The 18,922-nt window shown below is 39.3% G+C and carries 23 protein-coding genes and 1 other annotated feature; all 23 genes read right to left on the bottom strand.

Annotated features, from left to right (window positions below; translation table 11 throughout):
- Positions 1–20 precede the first annotated feature (20 nt).
- Entirely contained in the window at positions 21–563 is a 543-nt protein-coding gene (gene pyrR / locus MKY51_RS04265) for a bifunctional pyr operon transcriptional regulator/uracil phosphoribosyltransferase PyrR (RefSeq protein WP_339175475.1), read from the bottom strand.
- A gap of 354 nt (positions 564–917) precedes the next feature.
- Positions 918–1,127 carry a hypothetical protein gene (locus tag MKY51_RS04260; RefSeq protein WP_339175474.1) on the bottom strand — a complete coding sequence of 70 codons (210 nt, stop codon included), beginning with the start codon at positions 1,125–1,127 and terminating at the stop codon, positions 918–920.
- Between the two features lie 4 nt (positions 1,128–1,131).
- Positions 1,132–1,302 carry a hypothetical protein gene (locus MKY51_RS04255; protein WP_339175473.1) on the bottom strand — a complete coding sequence of 57 codons (171 nt, stop codon included), beginning with the start codon at positions 1,300–1,302 and terminating at the stop codon, positions 1,132–1,134.
- A gap of 36 nt (positions 1,303–1,338) precedes the next feature.
- A complete protein-coding gene (locus MKY51_RS04250; RefSeq protein ID WP_339175472.1) occupies positions 1,339–2,241 on the bottom strand; it encodes an RluA family pseudouridine synthase in 903 nt (300 codons plus the stop codon).
- Complete coding sequence (gene lspA / locus MKY51_RS04245) at positions 2,241–2,717, bottom strand: signal peptidase II (RefSeq protein ID WP_339175471.1); 477 nt, start codon at positions 2,715–2,717, stop codon at positions 2,241–2,243. The genes MKY51_RS04250 and lspA overlap by 1 nt, the downstream gene beginning before the upstream one ends.
- 174 nt (positions 2,718–2,891) lie before the next feature.
- Entirely contained in the window at positions 2,892–3,218 is a 327-nt protein-coding gene (locus tag MKY51_RS04240) for an AzlD domain-containing protein (RefSeq protein ID WP_339175470.1), read from the bottom strand.
- A complete protein-coding gene (locus MKY51_RS04235) occupies positions 3,215–3,889 on the bottom strand; it encodes an AzlC family ABC transporter permease (RefSeq protein WP_339176575.1) in 675 nt (224 codons plus the stop codon). Before MKY51_RS04235 ends, MKY51_RS04240 begins: the two co-directional genes overlap by 4 nt.
- Before the next feature lie 133 nt (positions 3,890–4,022).
- Positions 4,023–6,788 (bottom strand): isoleucine--tRNA ligase, encoded by a 2,766-nt coding sequence (gene ileS / locus MKY51_RS04230; protein WP_339175469.1) that lies wholly within the window; start codon positions 6,786–6,788, stop codon positions 4,023–4,025.
- Between the two features lie 245 nt (positions 6,789–7,033).
- Positions 7,034–7,256 (bottom strand) — a binding site (T-box leader).
- A 66-nt stretch (positions 7,257–7,322) separates the two neighbouring features.
- The gene (locus MKY51_RS04225; protein WP_251689476.1) at positions 7,323–7,868 is read right to left on the bottom strand and encodes a DivIVA domain-containing protein; all 546 of its coding nucleotides are present in this window, start codon (positions 7,866–7,868) and stop codon (positions 7,323–7,325) included.
- A 95-nt stretch (positions 7,869–7,963) separates the two neighbouring features.
- Positions 7,964–8,752, bottom strand: coding sequence for an RNA-binding protein (locus MKY51_RS04220; protein WP_339175468.1), 789 nt, complete (start codon positions 8,750–8,752; stop codon positions 7,964–7,966).
- Between the two features lie 194 nt (positions 8,753–8,946).
- Entirely contained in the window at positions 8,947–9,207 is a 261-nt protein-coding gene (locus MKY51_RS04215; RefSeq protein WP_339175467.1) for a YggT family protein, read from the bottom strand.
- Positions 9,208–9,229: 22 nt separating this feature from the next.
- Positions 9,230–9,766: a cell division protein SepF gene (locus tag MKY51_RS04210; RefSeq protein ID WP_339175466.1), complete on the bottom strand. Its 537-nt coding sequence runs from the start codon at positions 9,764–9,766 to the stop codon at positions 9,230–9,232.
- An 11-nt stretch (positions 9,767–9,777) separates the two neighbouring features.
- Positions 9,778–10,446: a YggS family pyridoxal phosphate-dependent enzyme gene (locus tag MKY51_RS04205; RefSeq protein ID WP_339175465.1), complete on the bottom strand. Its 669-nt coding sequence runs from the start codon at positions 10,444–10,446 to the stop codon at positions 9,778–9,780.
- A gap of 75 nt (positions 10,447–10,521) precedes the next feature.
- Complete coding sequence (locus MKY51_RS04200; protein ID WP_339175464.1) at positions 10,522–10,761, bottom strand: YlmC/YmxH family sporulation protein; 240 nt, start codon at positions 10,759–10,761, stop codon at positions 10,522–10,524.
- Positions 10,762–10,882: 121 nt separating this feature from the next.
- Complete coding sequence (sigG, locus tag MKY51_RS04195; RefSeq protein ID WP_008403388.1) at positions 10,883–11,653, bottom strand: RNA polymerase sporulation sigma factor SigG; 771 nt, start codon at positions 11,651–11,653, stop codon at positions 10,883–10,885.
- A gap of 90 nt (positions 11,654–11,743) precedes the next feature.
- Positions 11,744–12,454, bottom strand: coding sequence for an RNA polymerase sporulation sigma factor SigE (gene sigE / locus MKY51_RS04190; RefSeq protein ID WP_079525036.1), 711 nt, complete (start codon positions 12,452–12,454; stop codon positions 11,744–11,746).
- A gap of 13 nt (positions 12,455–12,467) precedes the next feature.
- Positions 12,468–13,289, bottom strand: a complete 822-nt coding sequence (locus tag MKY51_RS04185) for a sigma-E processing peptidase SpoIIGA (RefSeq protein ID WP_339175463.1) — start codon at positions 13,287–13,289, stop codon at positions 12,468–12,470.
- A 316-nt stretch (positions 13,290–13,605) separates the two neighbouring features.
- Positions 13,606–14,769 (bottom strand): cell division protein FtsZ, encoded by a 1,164-nt coding sequence (gene ftsZ, locus MKY51_RS04180; protein ID WP_339175462.1) that lies wholly within the window; start codon positions 14,767–14,769, stop codon positions 13,606–13,608.
- Between the two features lie 40 nt (positions 14,770–14,809).
- On the bottom strand, positions 14,810–16,105 hold the full coding sequence (ftsA, locus tag MKY51_RS04175; protein WP_339175461.1) for a cell division protein FtsA: 1,296 nt from the start codon (positions 16,103–16,105) through the stop codon (positions 14,810–14,812).
- A 102-nt stretch (positions 16,106–16,207) separates the two neighbouring features.
- A complete protein-coding gene (locus MKY51_RS04170; protein ID WP_339175460.1) occupies positions 16,208–16,573 on the bottom strand; it encodes a small basic family protein in 366 nt (121 codons plus the stop codon).
- A 14-nt stretch (positions 16,574–16,587) separates the two neighbouring features.
- A complete protein-coding gene (locus MKY51_RS04165) occupies positions 16,588–17,295 on the bottom strand; it encodes a DUF881 domain-containing protein (RefSeq protein ID WP_339175458.1) in 708 nt (235 codons plus the stop codon).
- A 23-nt stretch (positions 17,296–17,318) separates the two neighbouring features.
- Positions 17,319–18,059 (bottom strand): DUF881 domain-containing protein, encoded by a 741-nt coding sequence (locus MKY51_RS04160; protein ID WP_339176574.1) that lies wholly within the window; start codon positions 18,057–18,059, stop codon positions 17,319–17,321.
- Positions 18,040–18,918: a cell division protein FtsQ/DivIB gene (locus tag MKY51_RS04155; protein WP_339175457.1), complete on the bottom strand. Its 879-nt coding sequence runs from the start codon at positions 18,916–18,918 to the stop codon at positions 18,040–18,042. Before MKY51_RS04155 ends, MKY51_RS04160 begins: the two co-directional genes overlap by 20 nt.
- Positions 18,919–18,922: the final 4 nt, after the last annotated feature.

Here is an 18,922-nt window from a genome sequence, read left to right as displayed (position 1 = left end):
TGTTCTCTCCCTGTGTTCACTTATTCCTCAAATTTATGAATTGTTACGATATCTTCTTTGTCTGTTTCTACAAGATTGACGACAATACGTTCAACGCTTGATGTCGGAATATTTTTCCCTACATAATCTGCACGGATCGGCAATTCGCGGTGGCCCCGGTCAACGAGAACCCCAAGCTGAATTTGTGCCGGTCTGCCTAAGTCCATAATGGCATCGAGTGCTGCACGAACTGTTCTTCCTGTATAAAGAACGTCATCGATCAGTACGACTTTCTGATCCTTTACTTGGTGCTCAATATCGACTTGCTTTACTTGTGCCTGATCATGCTTAGGAGATAAATCATCACGGTACAATGTAATGTCAAGCTCTCCTGTTCGAATCGCTTTCCCTTCGATCGTTTCGATTCTTTCTGCAAGGCGTCTTGCCAAATAGGCACCGCGTGTTTTAATCCCGACTAAAATCACTTCGTCAATGCCTTTGTTACGTTCAATTATTTCGTGGGCGATTCTTGTAATCGCACGGTTCATCGATGGTCCATCAAGTAATACTGTAAAATTTTCCATGTTTTTTGCTCCTTTCGTTTTTTCCGTGTTCACAGGGTATGATCAATGTAAGTTTCAGACAAAAAACCCTCTAGAAAGTTCTAGAGGGTTTGAAAAGTCATGTTGAAAAACTGCACACGGGTATTTTTGCGCACAAAAATTCCGTTGCTTCACATTATCCCTTCTCAGCCTCTCTGGACTGCCATTAAAGGTGAACAATATTCAGATTGATTTGATTTGTTGTGACTACCTGCTTGCTCTCGTCAAGTTCTGTAGCTCACTGTTGTCAGTATAGGCTTGATTAATTTATAAGTCAATAAACTTTGTGAAGGTCAGACAACTGAAAAATGATGTTTGAATTGTTTGAATTTTATTTTAATTGTGAGCGTAGTGGGGATTTTCTAATAATTGTGCTGAATGTTCTAATATATTTTGAAATCTTCTAATAAAAGTTTGATCTTCTAATATAATGGCTGATTGTTCAAATAAGTATTCATGATTTTCTAATAAAGCTTCCCAATGTGCTAATATCCCCGCAACTTTTTCTAATATCCCACTCAAATGTTCTAATAAAATTATTGTCAAGCTGTCAGAACACCTCTCCAGTCAGAAAATTCATCACTAACCGAAACCATTTCCACCCGTTTTCTAATAAAAGCTCCAGAACTTCTAATATCCCCCCAACTTCTTCTAATATCCCCTTTAAATGTTCTAATAAAATCACTCCAAGTAACCTGAATGCCATAAACTCCTGAAACAAAAAAACCGCCCCCAAAAAGGAGACGGCCATTCGCGATTACCCGCGTAATTCTTCTAATAACTGTTTGAAATCTTCCGGTAGTGGTGATTCAAACTCTAAATATTCTTTCGTTACAGGGTGGATAAAGCCTAAAACACCTGCATGTAATACTTGTCCGCCGAAATCGATTGTTTTTCTTGGACCATATTTCGGATCGCCTGCCAATGGGAAACCGATATAGTTCATGTGCACACGAATTTGGTGGGTACGGCCTGTTTCAAGACGGCACTCCACTAAAGTAAAGTCACCGAAACGCTCGATTACTTGGAAATGTGTAACCGCATGCTTGCCTTTATCGACAACGGCCTGCTTTTGACGGTCTTTCTGGTCACGGCCGATCGGTGCATCAATTGTGCCTTTTTCATGCGCAATATGACCATGTACTAAAGCCGTATACTTACGTGTTACCGACTTCTCAACAAGCTGATTGACAAGACTTTCATGGGCAACATCATTTTTTGCCACCATTAATAAACCGGACGTGTCTTTATCAATACGGTGTACAATCCCTGGACGTGCTACACCGTTAATGCCTGATAAGTCTTTGCAGTGATGCATTAAACCATTTACTAATGTGCCTGAAGTATGGCCTGGTGCCGGGTGAACGACCATTCCACGCGGTTTATTCACGACTAATACGTCGGCATCTTCATAAACGATTTCCAAATTTAAATCTTCTGGAACGATTTCCAAATCTTCCACTTCAGGAACCGTTACTTCAATAACGTCCCCTTGCTTTACTTTATATTTTGCTTTTACGGCTGCACCGTTCACTAAAATACGCTCTTCATCCAGCCAGTTACCAATTTGCGAACGTGACCAAGATTCTTCCATTTGTGAAAGTGCCTTATCGATACGTTCTCCTGCAAATTCTTCTATTGTTAATGTGACTACTGTCATTATTTCACCTTTTTCTTATCCTTTTTTTCTTCTAGTATGATCGTAATGAAAAGCATTACAACAGCAATTGTCAAAGCTGCGTCTGCAATATTAAAGATCGGGAAATGATAATTGATTACCGGTATAAAAACATCGACAAAATCAACTACTTCTCCTCGGAATAAACGGTCAATAAAGTTACCGACCGCACCACCTAACAACAGCATTAAACTAGCATGAAAAAGTGGCTTACCCTTTGCTTCTGTATGATTAAAATAAATAATTGCGATAATGACAGCTACTGTTACGAGTGAGAACAACCACATTTGTCCTTCCAGCATGCCCCAAGCCGCACCACGGTTACGATGCGATAAGATGCCAAACCAAGGATCCCATACACTGATGCGTTCCCCTAATTCCATATTTTTAACAATGAGCCATTTTGTCCATTGATCCAAAATGACTGCAATTATTGCGATTCCGTAATATTTATACACAGCAGATCCTCCGTTTACGATATATCTTTCCTATTTTAACATAAATACCAGACCATCTGATATTTTTAATACACGAAAAGTGACAAGAAAGGAAAATAAAACACTCTTCATTACTCGAAAAGTTCTACAAAAAAAGCTTGTTTAGTCACATTCAACTAAACAAGCCTTAAACCTTCAACCGAATAATAACCGCAGTCCCGCCATTGTCACGACACCGGCAACTACGGTTTTTGATAAACTTTTTGTAAGTAAAGCAATAAATAGTGTTGGAATAAACGCTATTACATTCAGCCACTGAACCGTAACGAATGCTTCTTCTTTCTCGAAGAAACCTTCAATTACGAGGGCGGACAATATACAAACCGGTATGTAGGCAAGCCATCGCAGAACAATTTTCGGCATTTTCATATTTTTCACTAATATAAACGGCATTATTCTAGGAATCCATGTCACTAAGGCACATCCTAAAATTAATAATACCATCGCTAACGAGGTTGTCATTTTTCCAATACCACCCCAATCGTCGCAACGACCATTGTTGATAACAGAACAGCTAAATGCCCCGGCATGAAGTAAAGCATCCCGTACATGCTGATCACCATAATGGCAATCAGTTTTATGTAATGCATTAATTTTTCTTTTGGAATGCTCGCAAGCGTCAGGACAAGCAGCGCAACAAACATTGCCACTAAAGCATAATCCAGCCCCCATTTTTCCGGATCCGGCAGCCATTGCCCGATAATGCCCCCAACTGTACACGCGGCAATCCAGCTTGTATAGGCCGTTATATTTAAACCATCCATCCACCTTCCGCCAAGACGCCCTTCTTTTCCGGCAGCAACGACAGAGACACCGAATGTTTCATCTGTCAGCAATGTCCCGAACCCGATATTACGCAGCGTCGAATACTTGGTGAAGTACGGTGCAATTGTCAAAGACATGAGCAAGTGCCGTAAATTGACGATAAAGATTGTGACAATAACCGCTGTTACAGGAGCTCCTGCTAAATACAATCCACAAAAGATAAACTGGGCGGAACCGGCATATACAAGCACCGACAGTAAAAATACTTCCAATACCGATATGCCTGATGCAATTCCAACCACACCAAATGCAAGACCGATGCTAATATACCCGAGCAATGTTGGTACACAATCTTTTATCCCCTGCATAAACGTATCAGGAGTCAATGGCTTTTGTTCGATTTGTTCCAAAATGTACAACTCCTAAATATTTTATTTTTCGGAAAAATAAAAAAGGTATAAAGGAACGCCATTGCCAAATTGGCAACAGCGTTCAAAATTTTTATACGTAATAGTTTTCTACAACATCCGCACAACGTTTACATAGTGTTGGGTGGTTTTCGCTTGCGCCGACTGTTTCTGAAATTGTCCAGCAACGCTCACATTTTTCACCATCTGCTTTTTCAACAACTAACGCTGTTTTATCAAGTGCTAATGCTTCTACAGGTGCATTTTCCTTACTTCCTGCGATGAAGAATTGAGATACGATTGAAAGCTGTGCAAAATCGATGTTTGCATCATTTAAAAGCTCGATTGTTTCACTGTCTGCATAAACCGAGATTTTCGCTTCCAGTGATTTACCGATTGTTTTAGCATTACGCGCTTCTTCCAATGCTTTTAGAACTTCGTTGCGTACTGCAATTACTTTTACCCATTTCGCACGTAGATCCGCAAAATTTGCTTGTTCCACTACTTCAGGGAAATCTGTTAATTGTACAGATTGTGGCTTGCCATCAAATTCGATGTAGCTCCATAACTCTTCTGTCGTATGTGGAATAATTGGCGTTAATAATTTCACTAATGCCATTAATGTATCATACATTACCGTTTGCATTGCACGGCGGTTTTTGTTGTCCGTTCCTTCGATATACACAACATCTTTTGCAATATCCAAGTAGAATGAAGAAAGCTCGATTGCTACGAAGTTATTTACAGTTGTGTAAACTGTTGAGAAGTCATAACGGTCATATGCTTCACGGATTGTTTTTACAACATCCTGTAAGCGCATGTACATATACTGATCCATTTCGCGTAACTCTTCATAAGCGACACGATCAGTCGTTTCGTTAAAGTCTGTCACATTTCCGTGCAGGAAGCGTAATGTGTTACGCACTTTACGGTATGTTTCAGAAACTTGCTTCAACATATCCATTGAAATACGAACATCCCCTGTATAGTCAACAGATGCTACCCACATACGGATAATGTCGGCACCGTATTGGTTCATCACTTTGATCGGGTCAATCGTGTTACCAAGAGATTTGGACATTTTGCGTCCTTCGCCGTCCAATACGAAACCATGTGTTAATAAACCTTTGTATGGTGCATGCCCATTAATTGCTACAGATGTGATTAATGATGAGTTGAACCAGCCACGGTGTTGGTCAGAACCTTCAAGATAAAGGTCAGCAGGGTATTTCAGTCCGCGTTCCGCTAATACACCTTGGTGAGATGATCCAGAGTCGAACCATACATCCATAATATCGTTTTCTTTTGTAAACTTGCCGTTCGGGCTGCCTTCATGAGTGAAGCCCTCCGGAAGCAAGTCTTTTGCTTCACGCTGGAACCAAATATTCGAACCGTGTTCACGGAATAATTTTGAAATATGCGCAATTGTTTCTGATGTGATGATCGGTGTTTCATCTTCCGCATAGAAAATCGGAATTGGTACACCCCATGCACGCTGACGGGAAATTACCCAGTCACCACGGTCACGAATCATATTGTAAAGACGTGTTTCGCCCCAGCTTGGTGTAAATTCTGTCGCTGTTACTGCATCTAATAATTCACTACGGAACATTTCAACAGATGCGAACCATTGCGGTGTTGCACGGTAAATTACCGGTTTTTTCGTACGCCAGTCATGCGGATATGAGTGTGTAAATTTAGAAACATTCAATAAAGCATTTTCTTCTTTTAATTTTTCAATGACAACCGGATTTGCTTTTTCATAGAATAATCCTTCAAAACCAGGTGCTTCATTTGTGTAGCAGCCACCGTTATCAACAGGTGATAAAATGTCCAGACCATAGCGTTTACCGATCTGATAGTCGTCCTCACCATGACCAGGTGCTGTGTGTACACAACCAGTACCGGCATCAGCAGTTACATGGTCACCAACCATCACTAATGAATCACGTTTGTAGATTGGGTGTTCTGCAACGATCATATCAAGCTGTTCGCCTTGTACTTCCTGAACGATCTGAACATCTTCCCAGCCGAATGTCGCTGACAGTTTTTCAAGTAAATCTTTTGCAACAATATATTTGCTGCCGTTTGTTTCTACCACAACATATGTGAATTCAGGGTTAACCGAAATCCCTAAGTTTGCCGGAATTGTCCATGGCGTTGTTGTCCAGATGACAAATTTAGCATCGGCAGGTACTACACCTTTGCTGTCTTTAATGCCGAATGCTACATAAATTGAATACGATTCAACATCTTTATATTCGATTTCTGCTTCTGCCAATGCTGACTCAGAAGATGGAGACCAATAAACCGGTTTTAAGCCTTTATAAATATAGCCTTTTTCCGCCATTTTCCCGAACACTTCAATTTGGCGTGCTTCGAATTCAGGTTTTAATGTGATATACGGATTTTCCCAGTCACCGCGTACACCTAGACGACGGAATTGGCTTTTTTGGTTTTCGATTTGTTCATAAGCGTATTTTTCGCAAAGCTCACGGAATTCTGCAACCGACATTTCTTTACGTTTAACACCTTTATTTGTTAATGCCTGCTCGATTGGTAAACCGTGTGTATCCCAGCCTGGAATATATGGCACGTGGAAACCTGACATCGATTTTTGGCGGTTAATCATGTCTTTGATAACTTTGTTCAATGCGTGACCGATATGGATGTCTCCGTTTGCATATGGAGGGCCATCATGCAGTAAATAGTGTGGACGGTCTTTTGTACGCTCCAGCACTAATTTGTTAATATCCATTTCATCCCATTGTGCCTGCACTTGTGGTTCTTTAGTTGGCAAACCGCCGCGCATAGGGAAGTCGGTTTTCGGCATTAATAATGTGTCTTTATACTCTACCATTGTAAATTCCTCCTAGTGTTCTTATCGATTGCTGATTATTGATTTCCATTCTGGGGGCAGGGCCAACACGATGTTGGTAACGAATGCATTGTCACAGGACGTGACGATTTTTGCATTCGTTCCATCCCCCCGTTTCTAATCAACAGCTTCAACAAATAATACAGCTTCTAAAATAATCATGTTTTTAATGCTCTTAAGGATTTGGTAGCTTTTTAAACAACAAAAAAGCCCCTCCATCCCTATAAAAAAGGGACGAGGAGCATTAGTCTCGTGGTACCACCCTAAATTCGCTAAATACAATTAGCCTCATTAGACACTGTAACGTCGTGTGCTACGAAATAACTTACTCGAATTTCAGTCATTTAGCTCAGGAGTGATTTTCGATTTAACTTGCTTTGTTCGAGCTCTCACCGTCCTCGAATCGCTAAACCACAATGTTAAATTTACTGTCTCCGTCAAAGCCTGATGCAATTGCATCCTATTCATTATTTTTCAGTATATGAAAAGGCTGTATAAAATGTCAAGTACCGTTGACTAATACACGGCATTTTCATCATTTTGGTTCTCTTCTTTGATTTCTTTACGATTGTTTTCCTGAATTTCCGTTAAATCTACATCATATTCCAGTAATTGATCCCAATCGCCTGTATTCAGTAAATCAAGCTGTGCTTCCACTAACATTTTGAATCTGTTGCGGAACACTTTCGACTGTTTTTTCAATTCGTCAATCTCAATCGTCACTTTTCTCGCTTTTGCCAATGCGTCATTGACAATACGATCCGCATTTTTTTCAGCTTCTTTAACGATGAGTTTTGCTTCTTTTTCGGAATTGCGACGAACTTCGCCAGCTGCCTCTTGAGCAACAACAATTGATTTTTGTAATGTGTCTTCCAATGAATTGTAATGATTCATTTGTTCCGACATCATTTTAATCTTTTCCTCGAGCTCTTTTTTCTCGCGTAAAACAATCTCATAATCTTTAATAATCTGATCTAAAAATTCATTTACTTCGTCTTCTGCATAACCACGGAAACCACGTGTAAACTCCTTATTATGTATATCAAGAGGTGATAATGGCATATCGTTCTACTCTCCTTTTTTACGTGCATTCTTACAAGTATTATAAACGTTTCTTTTCGGAATAACATCATGTTTTCCTAAAAAACAGTTGAAAATTATACTTTTTGCTCTAAACGACCTACTTGTAATCGAATCTTATCTTTTTTTGTCCGTCCTTCTGTCATGATGACTTTTAACCGTCCATATCCCCGTGCAGAAATAATGTCCCCTTCCTGCAATTCAAATGCAACAGCTTCTCTGACAGTCCAGTTAACCTTTACTTTTCCGGCATTGATCAGGCTTTGCGATTTTTGACGGGAAATATTAACGATTGTCGCCAAAACTACATCAAGACGCATGGAAGAAACCGTGTGCGAGCTTTCGACCCATTGCTCCTCGTTTTGAATATAAGGTGTTGTCGCATCCATTTCCTCAGCACTTACTTTCACCTTGCCGATACCTGTTAAATGCAAACGCACATAATCCGCGATTTCCGAAGCAATAGCAAATTGGACTGTATTATCGGCAAGCCGGATATCGCCAAACTTACTGCGGTCAAGCCCGATCGATAATAAGGCACCTAAAACATCAGGATGGCGCAGCTGGACAAATTTTGTCGGGTAATTCAGTGAGTATACAGCAATCTGAAAATCGGTTTCAGTCGGCTCGTAATAGGAAGGAGCAATCAGCATACGTTTACGCTCCGCTTCTTCAAATACCCCTTCCGCGAAAACACGGAGATCTTCGGATTGCTGAACAATGGACTCTACGATAAAACGCTGTCTCGGATCTAAAAAATCCGTCAATTTTGGAGCATAGCGATCTTCTACTTCACGCTGCCATCCAATAACTTGCTCAATGAAGGGTTGTTCATCTTTACGAAAATGCTGGATTAAATGCTCCATCATAATTCCTACTTTCTTTTAAACTGTGTTACTAATTTTTCCACTTTCCAATTAAATTAAACTTCTATTTTATGTATAGGTGTTCGGCTCATTGTGGACCCTTTCTCAATTGAAGGCTGGCCAACTACAATACGATAACCCCGAAAACAACCGGAAATAAAGAAAACTCCTACAATGGCAGGAGTTCAATTAGATTATAAGAAAAATGCTAGGACGCTATAGACGCCTCGCTCAATAAATACTAACGCGAATAAACCGACAATTGGTGAAATATCTATCATGCCAATCGGTGGAATAAATTTGCGGAAGAATCCTAAATACGGTTCACATACTGTTTCAAGGAAACGACCAACAGCCGATTCTTGCAGTGCCGGAACCCAAGACATTAATATGTATCCAATCAGCATAAAACGGTAAACAAGAAATGCTGTTGATACAATCGAAAATATGATCATGTTTTTACCTCACAAAATTTAATTACTCGAACGTTAAATTAGAAATTTCTCCTGTTACTTCTACATTTTCCGGTGTACATAGGAAAATATCATTTCCAATACGTTGAATATCTCCACCTAAAGCATACACTGTTCCACTAAGAAAATCGATTATTCGCTTCCCTTGATCACGGTCGATGCGCTGTAAATTGACAACGGTAGCACGTTTATTTTTTAAATGTTCCGCTATGTCCTGCGCCTCAGCATATACACGTGGTTCTAATAATACTAACTTTGAATTCTTCGATGAAGACGCAGCTTGAAGGCTCACAACATTGTTATGATTTTGCATCACGACTTCATTGCGCGGTGGTTGCTGTTGCATTTTACGCTCCTTCTTCATTCGGTTTTGAATGAGTTGTGGTTGCTGCTTTTGTCCATAATCCTGATAAAATTGCTGTGGTTCATTTTGAACTGCTTTTGGTGCTTGTTTTTGCACTGTTTGATTCTTGGCAGGAGCATAATCTTCTTCTATTTCTTCTAAATAAAAGAACTTGTCAAAAATATTTTTAATGCTCATATTAATCCTCCTTAGCCAACAAGAGCTGTTCCAATTCTAACAAATGTTGCCCCTTCTTCAACTGCAATTTCGTAGTCATTTGACATGCCCATCGATAATTCAGTACAAGGTACATTTGGAATGTTCAATTGTGACACTTCTTGTTGCAATTGTTTTAACTGTTTAAACACTTGTCTAATCATCGTTTCATCTTCAGTAAAAGGAGCCATTGTCATTAAACCTACTACTTCAATTTTTGAAAATTGCTCAAGCTGCTTTACAAAATCCAGCGCTTGTTCTTTCGTTAAGCCATGTTTCGATTCTTCACCGGAAACATTGACTTGCAAGAAACATTTCACTCGTTTTGTTGCTCTTTTTTCAATCTCTTCTGCCAGGCTTAATCGATCAAGAGAATGTAGATAGTCAATTTGATCAATTACCTGCTTTACTTTTCTCGTCTGTAATGAACCAATATAATGCCATGAAACATCTGATTTAATCGAATCCAGCTTATTTAATAAGCCTTCAGGACGATTTTCTCCCATATGGACAAGACCTGCTTCGATTGCCTCTTCTGTCCGATTGACATCTACTTCTTTCGTCACAGCAATAATCTGAACTGCCTGTTTGGCATTGACACGTTGTTTTGCAATTTCTATTTGATGTTCAATCTGTTTTAAGTTTTCTATGATTTTCGTCACTTTTTTCCCAACTTTACAACAATAGTTTCTCTTATTGTATCAATTGATAGTTTAATTTTCAATGAATAGCGTGAACTATTCATCCGGTGATTTCACTAAAATGACATCTTTACCGACTGTGAGTATATTACTGAAAAGGATTTTCTTAACTAACTCTTCCCCTTGAAATAAATGGTAAAACTTTTTTGGCGGGGAAATTATAAATGCAATAATGGCGCCTTCTTTTTCGTCCACTTCCGCATCTACAATATAACCGATAAATTTCCCGCTGGATGCCTCAATGATTTCCTTCTCCTGAACGGATGAAAATCGCATTCCTCCATCCTCTCTGTATCATTAATTTATTTTTACCCCAATATAAGTATTCAAACATTGTGTAACTATGATGAAAGGGACAGCCCTACGTGTTGGACAGTCCCTCAGAATTTCTATCTATTTAACGGAAATCCCGCTTCATCAATTCTACCGCACTCTTTTCCAATCTCGATATTTGCGCTTGTGAAATACCTAAAGATTGTGCGATTTCCGTTTGAGTTTCTCCTAGGAAAAATCGCTTTTCTATAATCATTTTTTGTCTGCTATTCAGCTTTTTCATACTCTCTTGCAATGAAATCGAACCGACCCAATGCTCTTCTGTAACTTTATCTTTAATTTGGTCAATCATGAAGATTGCATCGCCACCATCGGAATAGATCGGTTCCTGCAGTGACATCGGGTCTTGAATTGCATCAAGAGCAAATAAAACATCTTCTTTTTTCATCTCGATTGCCTGTGCCAACTGTTCGATAGTGGGTTCTGTTAAATGTTCCGCAATAAACTGTTCTTTTGCTTTCATCGCTTTATATGCAATATCGCGCAATGAACGAGATACACGCAGTGCATGATGATCGCGCAGATGTCTGCGGATTTCTCCCATTATCATCGGTACAGCATATGTTGAAAATCGAACATTATGCTTCAAATCAAAATTATCAATCGCTTTTAATAAACCAATACATCCTACTTGGAATAAATCATCTGCCTGTTCGCCACGATAGGCATAACGGCCGACAATACTGAGCACTAACCGTAAATTACAGAAAACTAGCTGCTCACGAACAATCCATTCTCCTTGCTGTAATCGTATAAATAAATCTTTCATTTCATCTGGCTTCAGTACTGGTAATGTAGATGTATCCACACCACATAATTCCACTTTTGTACGCATCCAACTTCACCTTCCGGACTAGATTGTCTTTTGTCTTTTCAATCATTTTGTCCGAATTGGTCGTCGCTATGCGCGCCAAATTTAACCATCTTATGCAATTGGTTCGTTCAGGAATTCACGTAAATCCATAATAATTTTTTTCTCCAACCTTGAAATATAAGATTGTGAAATACCTAAATGATCCGCTACTTCTTTTTGCGTCATTTCTTCTTTTCCGTTTAGGCCAAAACGGCATTCCATAATATATTTTTCACGAGGTGTCAGCTGATTAATGGCATTAAACATATGCTGACGCTCAATTTTACGTTCTACATCAAGTGTTATGATATGTTCTTCTGTCCCTAATATGTCTGAAAGCAATAGCTCATTTCCGTCTGCATCCGCATTTAACGGTTCATCAAAGGATACTTCGCCCTTCATGCGGCTCGTCTTTCGTAAATGCATCAAGATTTCATTTTCGATGCAGCGCGATGCATACGTCGCTAATTTAATATTTTTATCCAAATTAAATGTTTCAATCGCTTTAATAAGGCCAATGGAACCGATGCTGATTAAATCCTCAATCGGCGTGCTCGTATTATCAAAACGTCTTGCAATATAAACAACTAAACGTAAATTTCTCTCAATTAACATATCTCTGGCATGCAAGTCACCATTCATAAATGCTTCGACTACGACAACTTCTTCTTCTCTAGTTAATGGAATAGGCAATGAATCATGTCCCCCTATATAGTATGTCCCTTTTTTTCTTCTAAAGTAGCTTAGTATGTTTAAAATTATCGATTGAATTTTTTTAAGCAATATCGATCCTCCCTTATGAATTCGTTAGGACAAACACATGTGCAATCATTTGTGCATTTTGCGGAAAGCGCGCATCATTTTTCGTAAATACAACATAGTGATTTGGATACGTCTTGTTCTGAATGACAATTGTGGCACGAAAGGCCGGTACGAGTAATGTGCCTTTTTGAACCGTTGTAATAGGAACAATACGTATTCTTTTCTGTATTTCCTTTGAAAACATTGTCAGTGAGTAAGGCTCCTGTTCATCCCATTTGAGCAGGCATTCACTAAATTCATCCGGTAACATCGATTGAACTGCTTTAAATGAAATAAAATGGACCGGCGCCTGACTTAAAGGTTCCGTGCATTCATTTCCGGTATCAATATATGTTACAAGCTCCATTTGTTGTTCGAACAGTTCCACTTTGCTTGTCGTGACATACCGACTTTGTGCAACATTCTGCAGTTTTTGAAACCAGCCTTGTTTCATCACTGTCAAACTAATACATACTATGCCGAAACATAAAAAAATATAAACGAAAAACGGAGATGCAAGCAAAAATGGTTGTAATGCTGTTATTAATCCACCTGCGAGCAAAGTAGCGACAACAATCCACTTCCCTTGCTCGTAAAATATTTTCCATTTAAATGAAAAGGCTATGCCCAATAGTACGATGAAACTTACAAGCAACATGAATATGTTTCCCATAAATAACACAGCGATCAGCGCACTACAAAAGGCTCCTAATAGTAATCTCCAAATTGGAATGATGGTATATGTTATGGTTGCGGTAAATTTTAGTAGTACGAGATTCATTAAAAAATTCATTAAAAGAATCCACTCTGCATACATGTATTGTCCTCCTGTAAATAAGATTATCAAACCCCCTCAGTGTATTTTGTCTAACTGTTGCATAAATCTGGAAGAATCGTATGACATATTGTTACGCTATTCAAATTCAATCGACAAAAAGTTGGCAGAGGGAAAGTTATAGAAACATAGGTGGAGAGGGGGACCTTTTTTGTAACGGGGAATCTGTTTTTCTACTTTTTCTTTGGAGCACATTGTATAGCAAGCTACTTTCCACAGCCTCTCTTAAACTAAAAAAAAACGATTATTCACATGTACATGTAAATAATCGTTTTTCATATTATGAAAATCTATAAGACTAGCGATTGCGACGATTGCGTAAAAATGTCGGAATATCCAATGCATCGTCCTGCTGATAGTTTGTTTGTTGTGTTTGACGCGGCGATTCTTGCTGCACCTGTTCTTGCTGGCGTACAGGCTGCTGCTGTTGCGGCTGAGTTGTACTAGTTGCAGCTTGTTGACGAGCACCGATTGATGGACGTACAGGCTGTGGCTTTTGAATAATAAAGTCATCAGAGAAACCTGTTGCAATTACCGTTACGATAATTTCATCATTTAAGTTATCGTTAATTACAGAACCGAAGATCATATTTACTTCTTCGTCCGAAGCAAGCTGTACAATATCGGCAGCTTCCTGAACTTCGAATAAACTTAAGTTCGTTCCGCCTGTAATATTCATAATAACACCTTTTGCTCCATCGATTGATGTTTCAAGTAATGGAGAAGAAATTGCTTTTTTAGCGGCTTCTACTGCACGGTTTTCACCAGCAGCGATCCCGATACCCATTAATGCAGAACCTTTATCGGACATGATTGTTTTTACATCGGCAAAGTCCAGGTTAATTAAACCAGGTGTTGCGATCAAGTCTGAAATACCTTGTACACCTTGACGTAATACATTGTCCGCTTCACGGAACGCTTCCAGCATTGGTGTTGATTTATCAACAATTTGCAGTAGCTTATCGTTTGGAATTACGATTAATGTATCAACTGCTTCCTTCATTGAAGTAATACCGCCGATTGCCTGTGTTTGGCGTTTACGGCCTTCAAATGTAAATGGACGTGTTACAACACCTACTGTCAATGCACCTAAATCACGTGCGATTGATGCGATTACTGGTGCTGCACCAGTACCAGTACCACCGCCCATACCGGCAGTTACGAATACCATATCGGCACCGCGTAATACTTCTTCCAACTGTTCGCGACTTTCTTCAGCAGCTTTTTTACCTACTTCTGGGTTTGCCCCTGCTCCAAGTCCACGTGTTAATTTACCGCCAATTTGTAGTTTATATTCAGCTTTTGACAGATTTAAAGCTTGCGCATCTGTATTTACAGCGATAAAGTCTACACCTTGTACACCATGTTCAATCATGCGGTTTACGGCATTGTTACCGCCTCCGCCAACGCCGATTACTTTAATAACGGCTAATTGTTCAACATCCGTTTCAAATTCTAACATACTCTTCTCCTCCTAATTGTTCACGTCATTCATTTTCGTATTAATCGAAAAATTTGTTTAATAAGTTTTTCGCGCGATCAATCACACTTACTTTACTTGCGCTTTCTACTCTCTCCGGCACATTTGATTGTTTTTTAGAAGGAGTTGGTTGAGTAGGATAAGGTGCTGCATATGAAGAAGCTGGTACCGGCTCGCTTCTTCCGTAAAATTCGTCTTCTGCATGTGCATATCGAATTAAACCTACTGACGTCGTAAAGGCCGGTTCACGTACACCGATGTAATCCGGTGTATAAATACGAACTCGAGTTAACATTACTTGTCGCGCCAGCTGAGCAATTCCTTCCAGCTGAGCTACCCCGCCGGAAATCACAACACCACCCGGTAAATCCTGTACCCCCATACGTGCTAATTCATCCAATACTAATTCAAATAACTCTTCTAAACGCACTCCGATAATTTCTGATATAAAGCGTTGACTGTATTGATCTGTTGTATCTGTACCAACAACAGGAACGTCAAACGTCTGTTCATCTGAAGCATCATCGTAAAAGGCATGTCCATACTGCTTTTTGATTTTTTCGGCTTGTTCAGTAGGAGTTTTCAATACGATCGATAAATCTTTCGTAATATGATCCCCGCCTACGGGGATAACAGCTGTATTTGTCAGCAGTCCATCCTGGAATACCGCAACAGTTGTTGAGCCGCCGCCTAAATCAATATAGGCAGTTCCTTGGTTTTTCTCATCTTCCGTCAGCGCAAAATACCCTGCTGCTAATGGCTGTAGATAGATTTCGCGAATTTGCAAGCCTGCACGTTCTACACATCTTAAAACATTATGTACAAGCGTCTTGGATGTCGTAATCATTGTCGCATCCATCTCTAAACGAATGCCAATCATACCACGCGGGTCTTTAATCTCATCTAGGTTGTCCACGATAAATTGTTTAGGAATCAAATTTACTAACTCTCGCTCTGGTGGAATCGACATTACCTGTGCAGAGTCTATTACTCTAGCTAAATCATCGTCCGTGATTTCCCGGTCTTCACCGTTTACCGCTACAACCCCTTTTACAGGCTGTAGAACTGTCTGGTTTGCAGGAACTCCAAGCACCACTTCCTCTATATTAATACCAGTCATTCGCTCTGCTTGGTCTACAGCTTTTTTAATGGACTGTACAGTTGCATCTATATCAACTATTGCACCTTTTCTTATTCCTGTTGATTTCACATGACCTACACCAATTACGTGCAATTGATCACCGTTCATCTCACCGATTAGGACCTTTATTGAAGATGATCCAATATCGAGTGAGACATAAATTTCTTGATGATTCAACTTTCTGCACCTCCTTCGATTACTCCTATAGTTCATTCTATTGTAATTTTCGTTGATTGTCTAAGTAAAACGATAATTTGTAATGATATTTTAACGTGATTGTTAAGAGTTTTCCTCCTTTTTCAACCTTCTGTTTTCATATTTTGTCAATAATAACCGACGAATGACTGCGATGTTCTGAAATAGTCGAACACCGAATGCAAAAATTGCGGCTAAATACAGATCGACACCTATATGAACTCCGAGAAAAGCCAATCCTGCTGCTAAAATTATATTAAAGAAAAACCCGGAAATAAATACTTTGTCGTCGTATACTTGCTGCAATAATGCACGGATACCGCCGACCATAGTATCGAGAGCCGCCAGTACAGCAATGGATAAATAGTTTTCATAAACAGATGGAATTTGAATATCTGTTAAAATCCCTAATACCACACCTAATACAAGACCTAAAAGTGGTAACCACATATTCGCATCCCCTTCTACTTTTCTGATAAATACTTACTTTTTTGTACAGGCACAACTGAGTCGATTTGTAGATTCTGCTCTGCTTCATGAATCGTCAATACTAGATTATCAATATAAAACTCATCCTGGAACGTAGATGCAAGCAAATGGTTTTTCATTTTTTCGGCCTGCTCATACGTAAATGTAATAATGTTTATTTCAATATCCGTATTTTGAATCGGCTCACTATTGATCGTCGTTTTTCCATTAATATCGCGAATGGCCGAGTTGTAGCTTAAACGTTTGTCATCCACTTCAATGGCCCGGGCATTATAGCGGTTTAAATCATTGATAAGGCGGATTAACAGTTCAGGGGATACAGGCTTTATTTCATAGCCTAAAGCCATTAATTCAGGTGAAGCGCCAACCGTTAATGTTAACCCCGGTCCTTCAACCGGCAGGATCCCTGCACGTTCTTTAAGCTGATCAACCGTTTGCTGCAAGAGTACTTCCGGATTATCAAACTCTGCATCCTCATATTTATTTACCGTTTCGGTCAATTCGCTTATTCCGGTCAGCAATTCTGAATGCCGCTCCTGCTCCGCAAATAATTGCTGACGAATTTCCCAAATATCGACTGTAGTTCTTTCTGCCGGTTTTTGAACAGTGTTGTATTGCACTGCAAGCATAAAGCCGATGATGAACGAGATGATTGTAATATTACGGTACATTTTTTTCGTCATCATCTTCCCTCCGATCTTATGCTTTACTCATCGCTGACTGTTTTCATCTCGATTAGGTCGTCTGTTTCCAAAGTAACGACAATTTGTTCATTTAATAATTGGTCAAATACTCCTCCTGCCAGTTCCAAAGAAGAAATAAGTACATCCTGATTACCTACCGCCTCGATTACAAATGGTGCAGGGTATTGTTGTCCATCAATTGTAATGACAGGACCATTGCAGGAAATGTAGGAATTGGGTTTTAAACGTTGCCCGTTTATGGATATCGCTTCGGCACCTGCAATTTTTAATTCATTTAATACTTTAAATATGTGACTTTCGTGCACAATATACTCGTTCGGGTTGGTAGTATTCGGATTATAATCACCATCTTGCAATGTAATTCTAATCCCTTGTCCCATCCCATCAGTTAGGCCTAATAACAGCCGCAATTGCTCAGCATCCTGGCGATTCTGTTCATATTGCGATTCGTTTGAAGAAAACTGCTTTTCATAAGTACGAATTTTTTCCTCTAATTGGGCCAACTCATCTGCAAGCTCTTTGTTTCTTTCCTGCTTTTCAATCAAATCTTCCAAGTACTGATTTTCCTGCTCAAACTGGGGAGAGGCAGAACTTAATGTACGCTTGTCCTTTGATAAATTATAGGAAAAACCGATAATAAATCCTGTAATTACGCATACAATTAGTATGGCGCCATACTTTCCTGAAAGTATGGTAGGTTTTTTCTTCGGCTGGCTGCTGCTATTATTCCGGCTCTTCTTCATTTTGTTCTTCCAGTTGCCCCCCTTCATCAGTTTCCGCATTTTCTGTTTCATCGGCTGTTTCTTCTGCTGATTCTTCAGTTTTTTCAGTGTCTTCTTTTATCAATGAATATTCACCTGAAAAAGGTCGGTAATATGACCCGACTTCAATATCTACAATCCCTTTTTCAGAAACGTCCTCGCTTTCAATTTGCGCGATGATCGATGGGTAGTAATTTAACTTTTCTGCTAAAGTATTCGCATCAGCGCGTACTTCATAGCCATCATTCATAAAAAGCGTAATTGAATACGGATCCGCTTCTGTAGGATTTGCATTAATTTGTGAAATGAGCGAAAGTACTTCCGGCTTTAAATTTGCAAGTTCCTTCAACAGCTTTTTTCGAAGATTCTCATTTTCAAAGTCCCGGAAAATCGGGGCATCGATCGGAACAATTTCATTGGATTCTTCAAAAACAATGCCGTTATCAAGCATAGGGTAAAATTCCCCGTTTTGTGTGATGTAAGCTACTTTTTGCCATTCCTCAATCGTAATTTGAACTTCATTGAGGAATTTTCTTTCGACATTAACGGATTTTACCCATTCATGCTGAGCAATTGCCTGCTCCACTTCTGAAATTTTAAACCCCCATAACGAATCATCAATTTTTAGGTTTGACTGTTCGATATAGTACGTATCTTCCTTAAGGGATGCCCCTTTAATATCAATTTTTTTTATATCACTATAAGGTAATTGAAAATAAAGAAGGATGATAATGATAAAAAGAAAAATCGTCACGAGTGCTAAAAATTTTAGATTTGTGCGACGTCTTCTGCGTTTTTTCATAGCGGGTACCCGCTCTGTAATATCGATTACTTTTTCCATTATC

The sequence above is a fragment of the Solibacillus sp. FSL R5-0691 genome (genome assembly GCF_037974225.1).
Lineage (GTDB): Bacteria > Bacillota > Bacilli > Bacillales_A > Planococcaceae > Solibacillus.
The sequence above is the reverse complement of the archived record's forward strand: the minus strand, read 5'-3'. Positions and strand labels throughout refer to the sequence as shown.